An 18,970-nucleotide genomic window follows, 5' to 3' on the forward strand; every position below is an offset into this window, starting at 1 on the left:
TTGTTTCTTGCTTGCGTCTGCTGCCAGCCGGCAAAGGTCGGCTCAGACCAGGACCATGCCTTCTTCCGAAATCGGCTTGGCGGCCCGGTCGTCGGGTCCCATGAGCATCTCGTAGTGCGCCGCACCCGACGGAATCATCGGGAAGCAGTTCTCGTTCTGGGTCACGCAGCAGTCCAGGATCACCGGGCCCGGTGTTTCGACCATGCGGCGAATCGCGTCGTCCAGTTCCGAGGCCTTGGTGCAGCGGATTCCAGTGGCTCCGAAGGACTCCGCCAGCTTCACGAAATCCGGCAGGGAGTCGGTGTAGCTTTCCGAGTAGCGCCCGCCATGCAGCAACTCCTGCCACTGACGGACCATGCCCATCCACTGGTTGTTCACGATGAAGACCTTGACCGGCAACTTGTGCTGAATCAGCGTCGACATCTCCTGGATGTTCATCAGGATCGAGGCCTCGCCAGCCACATCGATCACCAGCGACTCCGGATGCGCGACCTGCACACCCATGGCCGCCGGCAGGCCATAGCCCATGGTGCCCAGACCGCCCGATGTCATCCAGCGGTTGGGCGCTTCGAACTTGATGTACTGGGCCGCCCACATCTGGTGCTGGCCGACCTCTGTGCTGAAATAGACGTCCTTGTCGCTGGTCAGGTCGTACAGCCGCTTGATGGCATGCTGCGGCTTGATCTCCTCGCCATCCTGGAGGTAGGCAAGGCAGTGCCGCGCACGCCACTCCTCGATCTGGTTCCACCAGGTCTTCAGGCCTTCCTGGTCCAGGCTGTTGCCATTCTCGCTCCAGGCCTTGTTCATGGCCTCCAGCGCTTCGCCCACATCGCCGATGATCGGCAGGTCCACCATCACCGACTTGTTGATGGAACTCGGATCGATGTCCACATGGATCTTCTGGGAATTGGGCGAGAATTCCGAGAGCTTGCCGGTCACGCGGTCATCGAACCGCGCCCCCAGGTTGATCATGACATCGCAGTTGTACATGGCCAGGTTGGCCTCGTAGGTGCCATGCATGCCCAGCATGCCCAGGAACTGGGGATCGCTGCCGGGATAGGCGCCCAGGCCCATCAGCGTGCTGGTGCAGGGCATGCCCGTGGTCTGAACGAACTTGCGCAGTTCCTGCGTGGCCTTATCGCCTGAATTGATGACCCCGCCGCCGTAATAGACGATCGGGCGGCGCGCCTCGGCAATCAGCTTCACGGCCTCGCGGATGCGTGCCGGCTCGCTTTTCACCTGCGGGCGATAGGTGCGATGCTTGACCTCGGCCCGCGGTGTATAACGGCCATTCGTCTGCAGGATGTCCTTGGGCAGGTCGATCACGACCGGGCCGGGACGGCCGTTGCGCGCGACATAGAATCCTTCATGGACCTGCCGGGACAGCTCGTTCACGTCCTTGACCAGGTAATTGTGCTTGGTGCAGGGCCGTGTGATGCCCGTGGTGTCGGCTTCCTGGAAGGCATCGTTGCCGATCAGGTGGGTGGGAACCTGGCCGGTCAGGCAGACAATGGGGATGGAATCCATCAGGGCATCCGTCAGGCCGGTCACGGCATTGGTCGCCCCCGGGCCGGAGGTCACCAGGACACAGCCGACCTTGCCCGTCGAGCGGGCATAACCCTCGGCCGCATGCACGGCCGCCTGCTCATGGCGCACCAGGATATGGCGAATGGAGTTCTGCTGGAAAAGCGCATCATAAATCGGCAGGACAGCGCCGCCGGGATAACCGAATACGACCTCGACATCCTGCTCGATGAGGGCCTGGATCAGCAACCTGGCACCATTCTGCAGTTCGGTATTCTGTGCGCTTTCCGTACTCATGTCGTCTCTTCCATTCATCCTGCGTTCGAGCTGTGCGCTGCACGGGCCACATTCCGGCTCGCGAAGCTTGCAACAGCTTTCTGCCGAGAAAAACATTTCGGCTCCAAAAAACCAAGCCGGCTGCGCATTTCACGGAAATTGGCGCAGGCGTCCCAAATGGACCGCGCCGCGCCCCTGCGCCGCCGACTGTCGGCAAGCTAGACCCTCAGCCTTGGGGGGTCAACACAAACTGACGAATAATTGAAAAGATTCTCTCTTCTGCGCTTTCATAATATTTCGTTTGCTCCAGGTGAACATTCTTTTTATGTCTGAGAACCTGGGTTCGCAGCCAGGTTTCCTGGCGCTTGGCATAGCGGCGCGTGGCGCGTTGCGCCGCTTCGATCGCGTCTTCCAGGGACAACGCTCCTTCCAGATGGGCGGACAGCTCCCTGACGCCCACGGCCTTGCGGATCGTGGCATCCTCGGGCGGTTCCAACGCCATCAACTGCCTGACCTCCTCCAGCGCACCGGCGTCCACCATTTTCAGGAACCGCTGGTCACAAACGGCGCCCAGCTCCGCGCGCGGCGGCAACAGGACCAGCCAGAGGAAGCGAAAGGGCGCAGGTGCCACAGCCGTTTCCCGCTGCCAATCGGACAGTGGGCGCCCGGTGTCCCGGGCCACCTCCCAGGCCCGCAGCAAGCGTTGGCTGTCGTTGGGATGCAGGCGCCCCGCCATCTCCGGATCCAGCTGCCTGACCTCCTCGACAAAGGCATCCCGGCCCAATTCTTCCAGGCGCTGTCGGGCTGCTGCCCTGGTTTCCGGCGCGACGGCCGGCGCCGTTGCCAGGCCTTCTTCCAGCGCCTTCAGGTACAGCCCCGTCCCGCCTGTCAGGATCGGCAGGCGCCCGTCCAGCCGCGCGGCCTGAATTTCCTGCTCGGCCAGTTCGCTCCAGTAAGCGGCCGAGAACCTTGTATCGGCTTCAGCAAAACCGTAGAGGCGGTGCGGCACGCGCGCCTGCTCCTCCTTGCCGGGCTGGGCCGAGAGCAGGAGAATGTCGCGATAGACCTGCAGCGCGTCGGCATTTATGACCGTTCCCTGGAAGACCTCGGCCAGTTTCATGGCCAAATCCGACTTCCCGCTGGCCGTGGGACCGGCCACGATCACCGCAGGCGGCAGGTCTTCCTGCGCCAAATGATCGCCATTCGTCTCGACAAGGCTCTTGTGACCGACGGGCGCTCTGTCTATAGGGTCCTGACTCATGACTTGGATATCCATTTTGCTGGCCGATCCGGCCGGAACGCCCTTGCGTGAACAGGATAGCGAAGCCGCCTGTCAAGGTCTCGCCCAGCTTGGCGCCACAGCAGACAGGCCGAACTGGCTGGCCGACGGCATTGCCCTGGAAGTGCCCTTCCAGGATGCGGAGCCCGCCGCCGCGCTTGAGGCCTTACGCGTGCAATTCGCCGCGCAGCCTTTCGATATCGCCGTCCTTCCTGCCAAGGGCCGACGCAAGAAACTGCTGATCGCCGACATGGAGTCCACCATCATCGTCGAGGAGATGCTGGACGAACTGGCCGACAGCCTGGGGCTGCGCGACGAGATCGCAGCGGTCACCGCGCGCGCCATGCAGGGAGAGCTGGATTTCGAAAGCGCCCTGCGCGAGCGCGTGCGCAAGCTGGCAGGGCTGCGGCAGGAAGTGCTCGATGAGGCGATACAGGCCATGACCCTCAACCCCGGTGCCCGCAGCCTGGTCGCCAGCATGAAGGCTCAGGGCGCTTTCTGTGCCCTGGTTTCGGGCGGCTTCACCTTTTTCGCCGATCCAATCGCCAAGACCTGCGGCTTCGACCGGATGCGCGCCAACAGGCTGGAGATTCGCGATGGGCAGCTGACGGGCGAAGTCCTGCCCCCCATCCTGGGACGCGAGGCCAAGTTGGCCAGCCTCGAGGAATTCACGCGCGAGCTGGGCCTCTCCACTCAGGACGCGGTGGCTGTGGGAGACGGCGCAAATGACCTGGCCATGCTGTCGGCAGCGGGCCTGGGCGTGGCCTGGCGCCCCAAGCCCCTGCTACGCGAAGCCATGGACACCTGCCTGGATCACGCCGATCTGACGGGCCTGCTCTACCTTCAGGGCTATCAGGCTTCCGAGATACAGCCGGGCTGAAGCCGCCGGGAAACCAAGGGAGCTTCCCGGCGTCGGTTACTCCTCACCCAGCGGCAAGGCCACCCAGAGGTAATCGTCGGCGCGCAGGATCAGCAGCGTGATCACGCGATAGCCTTCCTGGCGGGCCGTCACGACATGCTCCTCGATATCGGCCGGGCGCGAGACAGGCTCCTGGTCCACCTCGGCTATGACATCTCCCGGCTGCAGGCCCGCTTCCGCGGCAAGTCCCCGGGGGTCGATCTCAGTCACCAGGACCCCCTCGATATCCCGGGGAAGCCCGAACTCGCTCCGGCGTTCTTCCGACAGACCGCCCAGCTCAAGCCCCAGGTCGTCCAGGGATCCACTTTCCGGTTCCGGCTGGGGTTCACGCTGGTCATCCGAGCCCGGGCCGGACAGGGCCTCGTCGTCCATTTCGCCCAGGGTTATGGTCAGCGTGCGTTCCTCGCCCCGGCGCCAGACGACAACATCGACCTCCTTGCCGACCCGCGTCTCCGCCACCATGCGCGGCAATTCACGCATATCGGCAACCTCGCGACCATCGAATTCCAGGATGACGTCCCCCTGCTGGATGCCGCCCTTGTCGGCCGGTCCGTCCTCGAAAAGCGAGGCAACCAGCGCACCGGCTGCTTCCGGAAGCCGCAAGCCTTCGGCCAGTTCCTCGGTCACGGTCTGGATCTGGACACCCAGCCAACCGCGGCGAACCTCGCCGTGCTCCTTCAGGGAATCGACGACATTGCGCGCCATGGCGGAAGGAATGGCAAAGCCGATGCCCACGGAGCCGCCGGAGGGAGAAAAGATGGCGGTGTTCACGCCGATCACGCGTCCATCCATGTCGAAGGTCGGTCCTCCCGAGTTGCCGCGATTGATCGAGGCATCGGTCTGCAGGAAGTCATCGTAGGGGCCGGCATTGATGTCGCGCTGGCGCGCGGAAATGATGCCGGCGGTTACCGATCCGCCCAGGCCATAGGGGTTGCCGATGGCCAGGATCCACTCCCCGACACGGGCGGAATCGCTGTCCCCCCAATCGGCGGCAGGCAGGTCGCGATCCGTCTCGACCTTCAGCAGGGCCAGGTCGGTCTTCTCGTCCGTACCGACGATCTCGGCTTCGAGCGTTGTGTTGTCGAACAGGCGCACCGCGATTTCATCGGCGCCGGCCACGACGTGATTGTTGGTCACGATATAACCATTCGAATCGATGATGAAGCCCGAGCCCAGCGATGAGGTCCGCCGTTGACGCGGGAAGTCCGGGTCCTCGCCCCCATTGCCGCGTCGCTCGAAGAAATCACGGAACAGCTCTTCGAAATTCTCGATCTGGCCGTTGTCCTCGACCACCTGGCTGGTCGAGATGTTGACCACGGTGGGCAGCAGTTCGTCGGCCAGGTCGGCAAAACTCTCGGGTGCGGAGCGTGCCTGGACAGGAAACGACAGAAGCATGCCGACAATAAGCAGCATCCCGATCTGCAGGACGGCCGGAACCGGCCAGGCGATCGTGACGGGTGCTCCACTCGGATTTTTCTGGGCCTTGGCCTTCATGAGGTCGAACATCTGATAACTTCCGTTCTGTTTCGCACTGGCTGCGGCATGCAACATGCCGAATGGGATGATGCCGTCAGTCTAGCCTTGGGAAACAGTATGGGGAAAGCCCGCCGTCCAAGAATTTTTGTCCGCTGCCGGGACTCTCAGGTCGCAAGCCAGATCAGGAAGATACCGAGAAGGGCGGAAAACATGCCGGAATAGCGCAGCGCTTCCGGCGGCAGATCACGTATCTGCTCCAGTATCCGCTCGGGCAGGTTCGGAAACAGGGTCAGCACCAGGCCCTCGATCACGAAGACCAGGCCAAGCCCGACCAGCAGGTCGCCACCCGTCATGTCACGAGCGTCGACGGGCGCTGTCGCCAGCGCCCGTCTGTCCCCGCAAGTCCCGCATTACTGGGCGTCCCGCATTACTGGGCGTCCTGGGGCTCCGGTGCCGTTTCGCCGTCCTGCTGCGACTGGTTGAAGTAGCGCAGGAACTCGTTGTCCGGCGACAGGACCAGGGTGGATTTGTCGCCGCCCAGGCCTTCGCGATAGGCCTGCATCGAGCGGTAGAAGCGGAAGAAGGCCTGATCCTGGCCGTAGGCTTCGCTGAGCGTACGCGTGCGCTCGGCATCGCCCTGACCACGCAGGATCTCGCTCTCCCGCGTTGCTTCGGCCCGAATGACCGTGGCCTCACGATCGGCCGTGGCACGAATGCGCTGGGCCTGCTCTTCACCCTGGGCGCGGAATTCCGCCGCTTCCCGTTCACGCTCCGAGATCATGCGGTTGTAGACCGCCTCACTGGTCTCGTCCGGCAGGTCCGAGCGCCGGATGCGCACGTCGACGATCTCCATGCCCAGGCTGTCGGCTTCCTGATTCACCTGTTCCTGGATCATGGTCATGATGCGGGTGCGTTCCTCGGACAGGATGCTGGCCAGGGTTTCGTTACCCAGCACGGCACGCATGGCCGAGTTCACGATGACGTTCAGGCGATCCTCGCCAATCTGCTCCGTGCGTACGGCCTGATAGAACTGCAGGACATCGGCAATGCGGAAACGCGCGTAGGAATCCACCAGCAAGGGCTTCTGGTCGGCCAGAAGGACACGCTCCGTCGGCGGGTCCAGGTTCAGGACGCGCTTCTCGTAGAAGATGACATTCTGGAGGAAGGGTATCTTGAAATAGAGGCCAGGCTCGGTATTGACATCCTTGGCTTCACCGAATTGCAGGACCAGGGCCTGGTCGGTTTCCCGCACGATGTAGGCCGAACTGAACAGGGCGACGCCGGCGATGATGATCAGGATACCAAGCGGCAGCAGAAAGCGTGGTGACATGATGATTTCTCTCCCTTCGCTTACTGGCCGGACTGGTTGGACTGGCGGCCGGATGAAGACGACGGTGTGTCGGTTCGGACCGGCTGGCCATCGCTCAGCGTGCGGCGGTTCAATTCATTAAGCGGCAAATAGGGCACGATGTTCTCTGCTCCGTCGGAGTCCATCAGGATTTTTTCCGTACTGCCATAGACTTCCTCCAGGGTTTCCAGATACAGGCGCTGGCGCGTCGTATCCGGGGATTCCGCATAGGCCTCGTAGACGCTCAGGAAGCGATTGGCCTCACCTTCAGCCTCGGCCACGACACTCTCGCGATAGGCGTTGGCCTCCTGGATGATCTGCTGGGCCTCACCGCGGGCCCGCGGCAGGATGTCGTTGCGATAGGCTTCCGCCTCGTTGCGCAGCCGGTCACGATCCTGCAGGGCACGCTGCACGTCGTTGAAGGAATCGGCCACCGGTTGGGGCGGCTGCACATTCTGCAACTGGATCTGCACAACCAGTATCCCGGAGCCATAGCTGTCCAGGATGGACTGCAGCAACTCCTGTGTTTGTGCCTCGATCTCGCCGCGGGATTCCGTCAGGGCCCGCTGGATCTCGGTCTGGCCGATGATGTCGCGCATGGCGCTTTCGGCCGCCGTCTTAACGGTCTCGAAGGGCTCGCGGATGTTGAAGAGGAATTTGCGCGCATTGGAAACGCGCCAAACCACGTTGAAGTCGATGTCGATGATGTTCTGGTCCCCGGTCAGCATCAGGCTTTCCTGGGCCACATCATCCTGCGACACACCGGAGGTACCGGTGGTGCGGAAACCGACCTCGATGGCATTGATGCTTTCCACCGACGGGGTCTCGACCTCGCCGATGGGTGCCGGCCAGTTCCAGTGCAGTCCCGGCTCGGTCGATTCGATATACTCACCAAAGACCAGAACCACGCCTTCCTGATCCGACTCAACGCGGTACAGGCCGGACAGCAACCAGACGGCAATGACGGCGATCACAAGCAGCCCTATGACCTTTCCACTGCCGAAACCACCGGGCATCAGCCGCTTCAGGCGCTCCTGACCCTTGCGGATCATGTCTTCGAAATCGGGAGGACGCTGCCCGCCACCGCCACCGGAATTGTTGCCGCCGCCAGCTCCGCCGCGCCCCCACGGGCCGCCGCCGCCACTGCCGCCGCTGCCACCCCAGGGGCCACCGCTACCGCCGGACGATTGCCAAGGCATATGCACTCACTCCCTCTACATTCATGCGGTCCGCCCTTGTATAAAAACGGACGTGCGGACCATATATCACGCGGTACACTGTTAGAAAGCCGCAACTTGTATCCGCGGCAAAAAATCCATCTACATGCCATCAGGCCACAGGAAAAGATCAGTATGAGCGGACCCAGCGAAAACGACATTCTCGAAGCCCTGGAACAGGTACGCGACCCCGACAGTGGAGAGAGCATCGTCCAGCGCGGCATGATCAGCGGCCTGGTCGTGAAGGACGGGAATGTCGGCTTCTCCATCGAGGTGGATCCGGCCAAGGGTCCAGAACTGGAACCCCTGCGCCAGGAGGCCGAACAGGCCGCCGAAGCGGTGAAGGGCGTACTTTCCGTCAGCGCCATCCTGACAGCGCACCGCGGTGCCGGACAGGCCGCCTCCGGCCAGGCAGCCGCAGACCAGGGACAGGGCGCTGCGCACCAGCATGGCGCCGGACAGCAGGGCGGCCAGGAGGGCGGACAGCAGGCCCGCCAACTGGCCCCCGACGTGAAGCACATCATCGCCGTGGCCAGCGGCAAGGGCGGCGTCGGCAAGTCCACGGTCGCCACCAACCTGGTGCTGTCGCTCAGCCTTCTGGGCCTCAAGTGCGGCATCCTGGACGCCGACATCTATGGCCCCTCGCAGCCGCGCATGCTGGGCATCACCGGCCGGCCGCAGAGCGAGGACGGCAAGATCCTGAAGCCCATGCAGAACTATGGCATTACCTGCATGTCCATGGGCTTCCTGGTGGCCGAGGACGCGCCGATGATCTGGCGCGGCCCCATGGTGCAATCGGCCTTGCAGCAGATGCTGCGCGACGTGGAGTGGGGCGATCTGGATGTGCTGGTGGTGGACATGCCCCCGGGCACGGGCGATGCCCAGCTGACCATGGCCCAGCAGGTACCCCTGTCTGGCGCGGTCATCGTCTCCACGCCCCAGGACATCGCCCTGCTGGATGCGCGCAAGGGCCTCAACATGTTCCGCAAGGTGGACGTGCCCGTTCTCGGCATCATCGAGAACATGAGCCTCTTCGTCTGCCCCAACTGCGGGCATGAATCCCATGTCTTCGGCCACGGCGGCGCGAAAACCGAGGCCGAGCGCCTGGGCTGCGACTTCCTGGGCGAGATCCCGCTCAACATCGACATCCGGGAGACCTCGGACAGCGGCCGGCCCATTACCATCTCGAATCCCGACAGCCCGCACTCCAAGGCCTTCGCCGAGATCGCCGGCAAGGTGCGCGACAAGCTGTTTCAGGGCACCCAGAAGGCGGCCCCGAAGATCGTCATGGAGTAGGCCGGGACCGGGCCCGAAGGGTTGGAAACGGAAAAATCAGCCGCGGCGAGCTGCTGAAGGCCTATTCCTCGGAACGCACGACGGAGACCTCCACTTCCATGGAGAGGAAGCTGGAGCCCCCATCATGATAGCTGCCGCTGACCGGCATGGCCTGTTCCGGTGTGCGGGTGCTGGCCACGCGCACCAGGTTGCGCCCGGCGATGATCTGGTTGGTCGGATCGAACTCGATCCATCCCGCGCCGGGGACGAAGACATCCGCCCAGGCATGAGTCGCACCACCGCCGCTCAGGCTGGCGCTGTTCTGCTCCTCGGCCTCCGCAGGATCGTAAAGATAGCCCGTTACGAAGCGCGTTGCGAACCCCAGGGAACGGGCCGCCTCCATGAAGAAATAGGCGAAGTCCCGGCAGGTGCCGCTGCCAGCTGCCAGGGTTTCCGCCGGCGACTGCACACCGCTTTCCTCCCGCCGGCGATAGGCAAAGCATTCATGGATCCTGCCGCTGAGCAGGTCCAGCACCTGAAAGCTTCCATCCGGCAGCTCGGGCAGCTGTTCTGCCAGCCACTGCCTGAGCACGGGTTGGTCCTGCGGGCTGTGGATATGAAGCAGAGGTGACAGATCGAAAGCCTCCTCCGGCTCGTAGGTAAAGGGCCAGGGACCGGCGGAGCGCTCTATCCGGGCTTCTGGATCGTCCAGTCCATAGCGTCGCAGCAACAGGTCGCTCGCAATGACCAGCCTGTCCGCCTTCTCATGAAAGGTCAGCTGCGCCACTGAATTCCCGAAGGTATCGTACTCCCAATGGACCGACGCCTTGGGCGTCACGGTCAGAGCCGACTCCAGAATCCGCATGTCATGGCCATCCCGCGGACGAATTCTCAGGCGATGGGCGCCAAAGGTCACGGGGCCGTCATAGGAATATGTGGTACGATGATTGATACGCAGCGTGGTCATGGCCCGCTGAATTTCTGAGCTGCGGCGTGTAACAAGCCGTTCCTCCCGAGGGTTGAAAGCGCCGAATCTCTTTGCTGCGCCTGCAGGCCGGCGCCCCGCACGACGCTTTTATCGGGGCAGCATAGAGTGCGCGTCGCGCGGAAACCAGACACCAACCGAAGAAAGCCATCATGTTTATCCGCATAGGCCACGAAATCGTCCTTGAGTGCAAAAGCGAAACGCCGCTTATCCTGGCGCTTTCGCGGCACCCCGAATACGAAGGCCGCGTGATCGGCGACGATCGCGTGCACTGTGACGCCGACCTGTCCCTTCAGGAGTACATCGACGAGTTTGGCAACCGCCGGACCCGCCTCACCGCACCGCCCGGCCCGCTGAAGCTCTGGTCGGACTGTATCGTGGAAAACTCCGGCCTGCCGGATGTCTTCGACTGGAACGCCCGCCAGCACAGCGTACCGGACCTGCCACCCGAGGTGCTCGGCTATCTGAACGCCAGCCGCTACTGCGAATCCGATGAACTGTCCGAGCGCGCCTGGGAGCTGTTCGGTCAGACACCGCCCGGCTGGGCCCGGGTCCAGGCAATCTGCAACTGGGTGCACAATCACATAACCTTCGGCTATCACTTCGGGCGCCCGACAAAGACCGCCGTGGACGTCATGCGCGAGGCCACCGGTGTCTGCCGGGACTTCGCGCATCTTGCGATCACGCTCTGCCGGGCCATGAACATTCCCGCACGCTATGCCAGCGGCTACCTGGGCGATATCGAGGCACCGCCAGTCGAGGCCGGCGATTTCTCTGCCTGGTTCGAGGCCTTTCTGGAAGGGCGCTGGTTCACCTTCGATGCCCGTCACAACACGCCGCGGGTCGGCCGCGTCTTGATGGTCCGCGGCCGGGATGCGGCCGATGGCGCCATGATCACCTCGTTCGGCTCACATAACATGAAGCTGTTCCGCGTCTGGACACATGAAGTAAGCGGGGCGGACACGGACCAGGAGCGGCTGGCCCTGTTGGAGACCCTGCCCGATGCACCGGCCCTGACCCTGGCGCCGGAAGTCTCTCCGTAACCCCAGCGCCAAAGTCTCAGACGCGCGAAAGCTTCAGGACCGCTAAAGTTTCAGGTCGGGGGCCGGCAGGCCCTTGGCGCGGCAGGCGGCGGTCAGGGTGTTTGCCAGCAGGCAGGCAATGGTCATCGGCCCGATCCCGCCCGGCACCGGCGTGATGGCCCCGGCGACCTTGACCGCCTCGTCGAAATCCACATCGCCGACCAGGCGGGTCTTGCCTTCCTCACCCTCGATCCGGTTGATGCCCACGTCGATCACCGTGGCGCCCGGCTTGATCCAGTCGCCCTTGACCATCTTGGGCCGGCCCACGGCGGCGACCAGGATATCGGCATTGCGGCACTCGGCCGGCAGGTCGCGGGTACGCGAATGGGCGATCGTCACGGTACAGCTGTCGCCCAGCAACAGCTGCGCCATGGGCTTGCCGACGATGTTGGAACGCCCCACCACCACGGCCTTCTGGCCCGAGAGGTCGCCCAGGTGATGGCGCAGCAGCATCAGGCAGCCCAGCGGCGTGCAGGGCACCAGCGCATCCTGCCCGGTTGCCAGCCGTCCGGCGTTGATGACATGAAAGCCGTCCACGTCCTTGGTCGGATCGATGGCATCGAGCACGGCCGCCGAATCGATCTGATCCGGCAGGGGCAACTGCACCAGAATGCCATTCACCCGTGGGTCGGCGTTCAGAGCCTCCACCAGCGCCAGCAGTTCCTCCTGGCTGGTCTCCGCGGACAGGCGGTGCTCGAAGGACTCCATGCCGGCCTCGGCGGTCTGCTTGCCCTTGTTGCGGACATAGACCTGGCTGGCCGGATCCTCGCCCACCAGGACAACCGCCAGGCCGGGGGTCAGGTCGGCCTCGTCCTTCAGGCGGGTCACTTCCTGGCCCACGCGTTCACGCAGGCGGGCGGCAAAGGCCTTGCCGTCGATGATGCTGGCGTCCGTCATGCTTGCTCCTCTATTCCTGTGCGATGCAGCCTTGCCCTATGCGGTGCAGCGTGCCGCAGCACTTTCCCTGCCCCCGCGCCTTGCGGCCAACCCGGAAACGTCGCATTCGGCGCCACCACCGACACTGCCCATGATCCGGCGATGAACCGGGCCGTCCCTCAGGTCAGGGCGGGATAGATATCGTAGAACAGCAAGTTGCGCAGGAAGATCAGCAGCAGGATCAGGATCATCGGCGAGATATCGATGCCGCCCAGGTTGGGCAGGATCCGCCGGATCGGCGCCAGTGCCGGTTCGGTCGCACGATAGAGGAAATCCCCGATCATGTAGACGATGCGGTTGCTGGTGTTGACCACGTTGAAGGCCACCAGCCAACTCAGCACCGCCGAGGCGATCAGGATCCAGATGTAGATGTTGATGACCAGGTCCAGAATGGAAAATAGCGCGTGCATGCGGCCGGGACTCCCCCTTGGCTGTGGGTGCGCCCCACCTATAGCCATAGACAGGCCGCTCCCGCAAGGATTTCTCCCTTGTCTTTCAAGGAGTCAGCCCGGACGCAAAAGCCCGTTGAAGCACCGCCACGCAGAGGCTTGACAGCCTCCACGCCCGTGACCATTATCCGCGCTCCCGACGCCGCACGCACCGGATACAGCCAGGGCGCGCAGCAGCTTTTGTGGGGCCGTAGCTCAGTTGGGAGAGCGCAGCAATCGCACTGCTGAGGTCAGGGGTTCGACTCCCCTCGGCTCCACCAATTTTCAAAATGTCCAACCCGAAGACATAGGGGCTCTTCCCCATTAACGGGGGATGGGCATTCATGAGACCCGGTTTATTACACCGTTTCAGCCGCAGAGGGCGAGCACCCTACCTGCCGCTTGGCGGTCTCTAGCACATCGTATTCCTTGCTGTGCTCCGTTTCGATAATTTGAAACTCATTCGAGTCCGGGTCCGGCGGAACTCGGCTAAGAGTCGAGACAAGCCAAAGCAGCGCGGCGAGAAGGCCGAAACCAACTGCCAACCAAGTTAAGACAATTTCAATCAGGACAATCCCACCCCCCTCTATGAAAGTCCCCGGAACCGGCCATACACGTCCAGCAACCCAACCACGAACAGTGCGTAAGATGCGATCCCCAGCGCGATGCAAAGGAGGTTCATCCAGAAACCGGCCTTCCGCGCCGCGCCATGCTCGCTCGCGTAGAGCCACTGGGTAAGATAGACCGCCCCGGACACGACTGCGATAGCCAAGACCCCAAGAGCGAACCACAAAAGGGAAACAGCGAACCCCGAGACCAACCCAACCCGAAACTGCGCCAAGTGACCAATGAAGGCCAAAAGCGCGACGGAAGCGCCACCGTTCAGGAGAAAGGACGACTTGATTGCCTCTTGTCCCGACATAATGACCGAGCGGAACATCTCCAGCCGGTTGTTCTCGGTTGCTCTATAGTGTTCAAGATTCGACTGGAGTTGGGCACGGTACTGCTCAAGCTGAAACTCGGTCGGCTCCTGCTCAGGAGAGGCCAAGACCTCATCGAGATACGCAATCAGATTATCGACCTTAATCTCAGTGGTACCCTTCTCCCTCGCGTCCTCGACAATCTTCTTCAACTCGGTCGCAAAGCTCTTGACGCTCATACTCCCTCCCTCGACTGTGGACTCTGCCCGACTTTACCAGATCATTTCTCTCGGAGTGCCCATACTCCACCTCAAGGCCCTTCAACAACTTTCGGTGGATGTGATACACTGCTTTCTCAGCCTAATCGCTGAGGGGGCGAGAGATGAAGCTAGAAAAGGTGATCTTGGAGGGATTCCGCGGGTACCATGAACGTACGGAGATTAGCGTTTCCGCGCTCACCGCACTGATCGGGGAGAACGACGTCGGAAAATCCAGTGTCCTCGAAGCGCTAGATGCCTTCTTTAACGACGTAGTGGACGCGCAGGACGTAAACACCCGAACGGCCGGCGGCAAATTTACGGTAGGATGTATTTTTTGGGACCTGCCGGACCAGATCAATCTCGACGCCCAATCACAAACAACGCTCCAAGACGAGTACTTGCTCAACGATTCCGGCAAGCTCGAAATTTACAAAGTTTGGCGGACGACGGCGATAAAAGCCGAAGTGGAGCGCATCTACGCGCGGGCTAACGCTCCAGCACACGAAGTGGGTAAGGACCTCCTCTTCAAGAAAAGAGACGAGCTCAAGGAGATCGTCGAGGCGCACGATCTCCAGGCGAATAAACGGAAGAACCCGGACATGCGCCAAGCCATCTACCGTCACTTAGAAGCAGCCGGCGAACTCAAACTACAGCCCCGTGAAGTTGAGCTAGACCGACCAAAGGACAAGGGTGACGATTTTCAGGACGCTCGGAAAATCTGGAAAAAGCTCAATGACCGGCACCTCCCAGTCTATTCAATCTTTAAGGCGGATCAGGTGCGAGGGGACAAAGAAACCGCCGTTCGATCCCCACTCGACGCGACGTTGAAGGCTGCCATCAAGGAACTGGAAGAGCAACTTTCAGCTATAACAGAACAAGTCCAGAAACAGGTGAAAGAAACAACCGACCGGACGCTAGAGCGACTAAAAAGAGACTACCCAGAAATAGCGCAGAGCTTAGTTCCCGATTACAAGCCTCCCTCATGGTCAAAGGCATTCGACTTAGACGTGCTCCGAGGAGACGATGACGTGCCCCTGAACAAAAGGGGGACCGGGGTTCGCCGCCTCGTGGTACTGGCATTCTTCCAAGCCGAGGCAGAGAAGAAGCGCCAAGAACGTGCGGAGGGTGTTATCCAACCGCCGATAATCTACGCAATCGAGGAGCCGGAAACCTCACAACATCCGAATTTCCAGCGCAGCATCATAGAGGCCTTCAACTCTTTAGCCGAGGCGGGTGACCAAGTCCTACTAACAACTCACGTTCCGGGCCTTGCGGAATTACTGCCCATCGACTCAATCCGCTTCATTGATCGACCTCCGGGAGCTTCCACCCCGCGGGTCCGAAGCGGCACAGAGGACAGGGACGTACTATTAGAAGCCGCAACGAGCCTCGGTGTGCTGCCGAGCGCGATCCCCAGCGAGAACGCGCAGGTCGCCGTTTGGGTCGAAGGCGATTCGGATGTGTGGGTGCTGGAGACCATCGCCAGCAAGCTAGACCAAGCTGGAGCAGTGCCAGAACCGCTCGAAACGAGTCGTATTTTCTTCGTGTTCGGTGGGGGCGGAGACCAGCTGAAATCCATCGTGAACGGTGAGTACCTCGACGCGCTCGGACTGCCGCAGTTCTACCTGCGCGACTCAGACAAGGAGGCACCCGACCATCCGGGCAAGGCAATCCCCGCAGAGGTAGCGGAACGCGTCAGGAAGTGGGACGAGGACGGGGAGGGTCTGCCTATCGCGGTCGTGATGACGCGGAAGCGCGAGATCGAAAACTACCTAGATCTAGCCGCTATCGATCGCGTATGCGGGACTCCCGTCGATATCGAGACGCGACTCCCCGGACTCGACCTCGATTTCGGGAAGATTTCTGAGCGTGACACCGATTTCTGGCAGGAACTGTCGAGAGCGAAGACCGAGCTAGGATTTCATTTTCCCGCCGAGGTTCGGCGCGGCGTCACCTTAAAGCACAACAGGCCTAAACACGTGATCTGCGGCCTCCTACTCAAGGAAACGACGCTAGACGAACTGCGAGAACGCTGCGCTTCAACCGACCCGGAAGACGCAGAACGAAGCGAAGTCGAAGATTGGTTTCACGGAATAGCGCAGTTGGTTCGGGCAAGCCAAGGCTAGTGCGTTTTCCGATAACAGCTGCAATGACCGGAAAGTATCCTGCTCTGCAAATCCCCTGGTGGCATAGCGCAACCCATCGGCAGGTCAATCTATTCCCAAAGACGCGCACTGTACTTACACCAGAAGATTGACACTTTTCGTCCAACTTCAGTCTTTGCAGAAGAAACAGACATAGGTGTGTTGAACGATTAGACTGCCAAAAATCCGACCCCCATTAATCACTCCTTAAAACTTTTTCGGCAGGCTTATGAGCATGGAAGCTGTTTTCCGTCCCTAGCATCTGCTTCCTTTTCTGCCCAGAGAGCCGCGCTGCCCCGCGCGGCTCTCGCCTTTTGGGACCCTGTCATTGCTGCTGGTCGCGCGCCTGGGCCGCCCGGCGTTCGCGGAAGAAATCCCTCAACAGATCGCCGCAGGCCTGTTCCTGAACGCCGCCCACCACCTGGGGCTGGTGATGGCAGGTCGGTTGCTGGAAGATCCGCGCGCCGTGATCGACACCGCCCCCCTTGGGGTCATAGGCCCCGAAATAGAGCCGCCGGATGCGCGCGAAGGCAATCGCCTGAGCGCACATGGCACAGGGCTCCAGCGTGACATAGAGGTCGCAATCGGCCAGCCGCGCACTGCCCGACGCAGCCGCCGCCGCACGCAGGGCCAGCAGTTCGGCATGTGCGGTGGGGTCGTCATCGCACTCCACCCGGTTGTGCGCACCTGCCAGGATGGTCCCGTCGGGCGCGACCACCACGGCGCCCACGGGGACCTCGCCGGCCCGCGCACCGCGGGCGGCTTCATCCAGCGCTTTCTTCATGTAGTCCCTGCGCGCTATCATGGCCGCCCGGATCCTGTCTTGCTGGCTGTCACGGCTTTCAGACAAGCGTCGCGATTGCACCAGGTCAAGGATCAAGGTAAGGGTGCAAGGACTGCGTGAACAGGCCGAACATGGCAGCCCAAGGAACGGAGGCTCAAGGATGCTGCAGATTGATCCCGACAAGGTTTGCTACATCATCGCGCGGTTCCACGAGTTCGAGGAGGAAGACCTCATCGACGACCCCGATAGCCTTGAGACTGACGACGAGTTCGACCTGGACCACGAAGAAGCCTTCGACGAGCTGGACGGGCATGACGACAACGATCCCCTGGGCGAAGAGCTTGCGGGCTACATCTCCGCGCTGCCCGAAGACGAGCAGATCGAGTTGATCGCGCTGACCTGGGTCGGGCGCGGCGACTACGGACCCGAGGAGTGGTCCGATGTGATCGAAGCTGCAGCCGACCGTTTCAATCTGCGCACGGCGTATTATCTTCTGGGCATGCCCCAGCTGGCAGACTACCTGGAGGAGGGCCTGGCGGCCTTCGGCCTGTCCTGCGGGGATTACGAGGAGAACCGGATCTGACGCCACAGCGCCAGCGCCTTTTGAACGCGCCAGCGCCTTCTAGAACACGACAAGTGAGATCATGACAGAATCCCAGAGCGCCCCCGAGGGTGAGCGCATCGCCAAACTGATTGCGCGTGCCGGCGTCTGTTCGCGCCGCGAGGCCGAAACCCTGGTCACCCAGGGACGTGTCGCCGTGGACGGAGAGACCCTGGAGACACCGGCGGTGCGGGTGCGTCCCGGCCAGCGCGTCACCATCGATGGAGAGCTGCTGCCCGCCGTCGAGCACACGCGCCTCTGGCGGCTTCACAAACCCCGCGGCATCCTGACCACGGCGCAGGACCCGGAGGGACGGCAGACCATCTATGACGGCCTGCCCGCCGACCTGCCCCGCGTCATGCCCGTGGGGCGGCTGGACCTGACCTCCGAGGGGCTGTTGCTGCTGACCAACGACGGCGGCCTGAAGCGGCAGCTGGAGCTGCCGGCGACCGGCTGGCTGCGGCGCTATCGCGTGCGTGTCTTCGGCAGCGTCAACGAACGCGACCTGGCCAGCCTGGCCGACGGCCTGACGGTGGACGGCGTTTCCTACGGCCCCGTTCAGGCCAGGCTGGATTCCACGCGCGGGCGCAATTCCTGGCTGACCTTCGCCTTGCGCGAAGGCAAGAACCGCGAGATCCGCAAGCTGTGCGAACACCTGGGCTACCAGGTCAATCGCCTGATCCGCGTTGCCTATGGCCCCTTCCAGCTGGGCAACCTGAAGGAAGGGCATGTCGAGGAGGTTCAAACCAAAATCCTGCGCGAGCAGTTGGGCAACCGCCTGCCACAACAGCCGGAAAAGACGGGCCGTCCGGGACGCACGAAGCAGCCTGTGCGGGAGAAGCCCGCTGCGCGCCCCGAGCGTGCACCAGGCGGCAGGAACAGGCGCACGACGAAGCCATGAGGATCGTTGCCGGACAGCTCCGCGGTCGGACCCTGGAAACCGCGAAGGGGCATGCCGTACGCCCAACCAGCGACCGCACCCGCGAAGCCCTCTTTTCGATCCTGGAAAGCGGCAGCCTGCGTGAAGGCCACAACCTGGTGCGGGGGGCTTCCGTCCTGGACGCCTTTGCCGGCACGGGCGCCCTGGGGCTGGAGGCCCTGTCCCGCGGCGCTGCCGAATGCATGTTCCTGGACAAGAACCGCGACAGCCTGGCCCTGCTGCGCCGGAACATTGCGAATCTTGGCCTGACAGCCTCCTGCCAGCTGCGCGAAGGCGATGCCCTGCACCCGCCCACCGCACGGCATGCCTGCGGCCTTGTCTTCCTGGACCCGCCCTATGGCAAGGGACTGCTGGCCCCCGCCATCGAAGCCTTGCGCACGAGCGGCTGGATCGATGGCGACAGCCTGGTGGTCGCGGAAACCGACGGCAAGCACCCGGAAGCCTTGCCCGACGGCCTGCAGGTGCTCGACCGGCGCCGCTACGGCAAGGCGGGACTTGTCTTTGCTATCCTTGGCGATGAGCCAGCTTGACCGCGGGGGCCGTCGACCTAACTCCAGTTCCGGTTGATGCCAGCAG

General features: G+C 62.5%; 19 protein-coding genes and 1 tRNA gene. 9 read left to right on the forward strand and 11 right to left on the reverse strand.

Going from position 1 to position 18,970, the window contains the following annotated elements:
• Positions 1–42: 42 nt before the first annotated feature.
• Positions 43–1,821: an acetolactate synthase 3 large subunit gene (locus BP38_RS0114915; protein ID WP_026988392.1), complete on the reverse strand. Its 1,779-nt coding sequence runs from the start codon at positions 1,819–1,821 to the stop codon at positions 43–45.
• 205 nt (positions 1,822–2,026) lie between these two features.
• Positions 2,027–3,061 carry a tRNA (adenosine(37)-N6)-dimethylallyltransferase MiaA gene (gene miaA / locus BP38_RS0114920; RefSeq protein WP_081816713.1) on the reverse strand — a complete coding sequence of 345 codons (1,035 nt, stop codon included), beginning with the start codon at positions 3,059–3,061 and terminating at the stop codon, positions 2,027–2,029.
• Here miaA and serB point away from each other — a divergent pair.
• Complete coding sequence (gene serB, locus BP38_RS0114925; RefSeq protein WP_026988394.1) at positions 3,060–3,959, forward strand: phosphoserine phosphatase SerB; 900 nt, start codon at positions 3,060–3,062, stop codon at positions 3,957–3,959. The two genes, miaA and serB, sit on opposite strands and share 2 nt — an antisense overlap.
• 36 nt (positions 3,960–3,995) lie before the next feature.
• Here serB and BP38_RS0114930 read toward each other — a convergent pair whose 3' ends face one another.
• From BP38_RS0114930 to hflK, 4 genes are all read right to left on the reverse strand, one after another.
• Positions 3,996–5,504, reverse strand: a complete 1,509-nt coding sequence (locus tag BP38_RS0114930) for a DegQ family serine endoprotease (RefSeq protein ID WP_245602424.1) — start codon at positions 5,502–5,504, stop codon at positions 3,996–3,998.
• Between the two features lie 134 nt (positions 5,505–5,638).
• Positions 5,639–5,827 carry a DUF2065 domain-containing protein gene (locus tag BP38_RS0114935; protein ID WP_026988396.1) on the reverse strand — a complete coding sequence of 63 codons (189 nt, stop codon included), beginning with the start codon at positions 5,825–5,827 and terminating at the stop codon, positions 5,639–5,641.
• Between the two features lie 74 nt (positions 5,828–5,901).
• Entirely contained in the window at positions 5,902–6,804 is a 903-nt protein-coding gene (hflC, locus tag BP38_RS0114940; RefSeq protein WP_026988397.1) for a protease modulator HflC, read from the reverse strand.
• A gap of 20 nt (positions 6,805–6,824) precedes the next feature.
• Positions 6,825–8,021, reverse strand: a complete 1,197-nt coding sequence (gene hflK / locus BP38_RS0114945) for an FtsH protease activity modulator HflK (RefSeq protein ID WP_026988398.1) — start codon at positions 8,019–8,021, stop codon at positions 6,825–6,827.
• 153 nt (positions 8,022–8,174) lie between these two features.
• On the opposite strand from hflK, the gene apbC reads away from it, so the two are divergent.
• Positions 8,175–9,335: an iron-sulfur cluster carrier protein ApbC gene (apbC, locus tag BP38_RS0114950; protein ID WP_026988399.1), complete on the forward strand. Its 1,161-nt coding sequence runs from the start codon at positions 8,175–8,177 to the stop codon at positions 9,333–9,335.
• A gap of 61 nt (positions 9,336–9,396) precedes the next feature.
• Here the strand turns inward: apbC and BP38_RS0114955 are convergent, their stop codons facing one another.
• The gene (locus tag BP38_RS0114955; RefSeq protein WP_026988400.1) at positions 9,397–10,281 is read right to left on the reverse strand and encodes a transglutaminase family protein; all 885 of its coding nucleotides are present in this window, start codon (positions 10,279–10,281) and stop codon (positions 9,397–9,399) included.
• A 170-nt stretch (positions 10,282–10,451) separates the two neighbouring features.
• On the opposite strand from BP38_RS0114955, the gene BP38_RS20920 reads away from it, so the two are divergent.
• Complete coding sequence (locus BP38_RS20920) at positions 10,452–11,342, forward strand: transglutaminase-like domain-containing protein (RefSeq protein WP_051609419.1); 891 nt, start codon at positions 10,452–10,454, stop codon at positions 11,340–11,342.
• Between the two features lie 42 nt (positions 11,343–11,384).
• On the opposite strand, the gene folD is transcribed toward BP38_RS20920, so the two are convergent.
• Positions 11,385–12,278, reverse strand: coding sequence for a bifunctional methylenetetrahydrofolate dehydrogenase/methenyltetrahydrofolate cyclohydrolase FolD (gene folD / locus BP38_RS0114965; protein WP_026988401.1), 894 nt, complete (start codon positions 12,276–12,278; stop codon positions 11,385–11,387).
• On the opposite strand from folD, the gene BP38_RS22695 reads away from it, so the two are divergent.
• Positions 12,277–12,423 (forward strand): hypothetical protein, encoded by a 147-nt coding sequence (locus BP38_RS22695; protein WP_155992461.1) that lies wholly within the window; start codon positions 12,277–12,279, stop codon positions 12,421–12,423. The genes folD and BP38_RS22695 overlap by 2 nt on opposite strands.
• Positions 12,424–12,436: 13 nt before the next feature.
• Here BP38_RS22695 and BP38_RS0114970 read toward each other — a convergent pair whose 3' ends face one another.
• A complete protein-coding gene (locus tag BP38_RS0114970; RefSeq protein ID WP_026988402.1) occupies positions 12,437–12,727 on the reverse strand; it encodes a YggT family protein in 291 nt (96 codons plus the stop codon).
• Between the two features lie 223 nt (positions 12,728–12,950).
• On the opposite strand from BP38_RS0114970, the gene BP38_RS0114975 reads away from it, so the two are divergent.
• Positions 12,951–13,026 (forward strand) — tRNA-Ala (locus tag BP38_RS0114975).
• A gap of 305 nt (positions 13,027–13,331) precedes the next feature.
• Here the strand turns inward: BP38_RS0114975 and BP38_RS0114980 are convergent.
• Positions 13,332–13,904, reverse strand: a complete 573-nt coding sequence (locus tag BP38_RS0114980) for a hypothetical protein (protein WP_026988403.1) — start codon at positions 13,902–13,904, stop codon at positions 13,332–13,334.
• 143 nt (positions 13,905–14,047) lie between these two features.
• Here BP38_RS0114980 and BP38_RS20930 point away from each other — a divergent pair, with 143 nt between their 5' ends.
• Complete coding sequence (locus BP38_RS20930) at positions 14,048–16,051, forward strand: ATP-binding protein (RefSeq protein ID WP_051609420.1); 2,004 nt, start codon at positions 14,048–14,050, stop codon at positions 16,049–16,051.
• Between the two features lie 343 nt (positions 16,052–16,394).
• Here BP38_RS20930 and BP38_RS20935 read toward each other — a convergent pair whose 3' ends face one another.
• Entirely contained in the window at positions 16,395–16,874 is a 480-nt protein-coding gene (locus tag BP38_RS20935) for a nucleoside deaminase (RefSeq protein ID WP_035725470.1), read from the reverse strand.
• Positions 16,875–17,013: 139 nt separating this feature from the next.
• Between BP38_RS20935 and BP38_RS0114995 the strand changes: the two genes are divergently transcribed.
• The 3 genes from BP38_RS0114995 to rsmD all read left to right on the forward strand — a co-directional run bounded on the left by BP38_RS0114995 (position 17,014) and on the right by rsmD (position 18,924).
• Entirely contained in the window at positions 17,014–17,436 is a 423-nt protein-coding gene (locus BP38_RS0114995) for a DUF3775 domain-containing protein (RefSeq protein ID WP_026988404.1), read from the forward strand.
• Between the two features lie 61 nt (positions 17,437–17,497).
• A complete protein-coding gene (locus BP38_RS20940) occupies positions 17,498–18,355 on the forward strand; it encodes a pseudouridine synthase (RefSeq protein WP_051609421.1) in 858 nt (285 codons plus the stop codon).
• A complete protein-coding gene (gene rsmD, locus BP38_RS0115005) occupies positions 18,352–18,924 on the forward strand; it encodes a 16S rRNA (guanine(966)-N(2))-methyltransferase RsmD (RefSeq protein ID WP_026988405.1) in 573 nt (190 codons plus the stop codon). Before BP38_RS20940 ends, rsmD begins: the two co-directional genes overlap by 4 nt.
• Positions 18,925–18,970 lie beyond the last annotated feature (46 nt).

Origin of the sequence: Fodinicurvata fenggangensis DSM 21160 (assembly GCF_000686045.1) — a bacterium.
Classification (GTDB): domain Bacteria; phylum Pseudomonadota; class Alphaproteobacteria; order Kiloniellales; family DSM-21159; genus Fodinicurvata; species Fodinicurvata fenggangensis.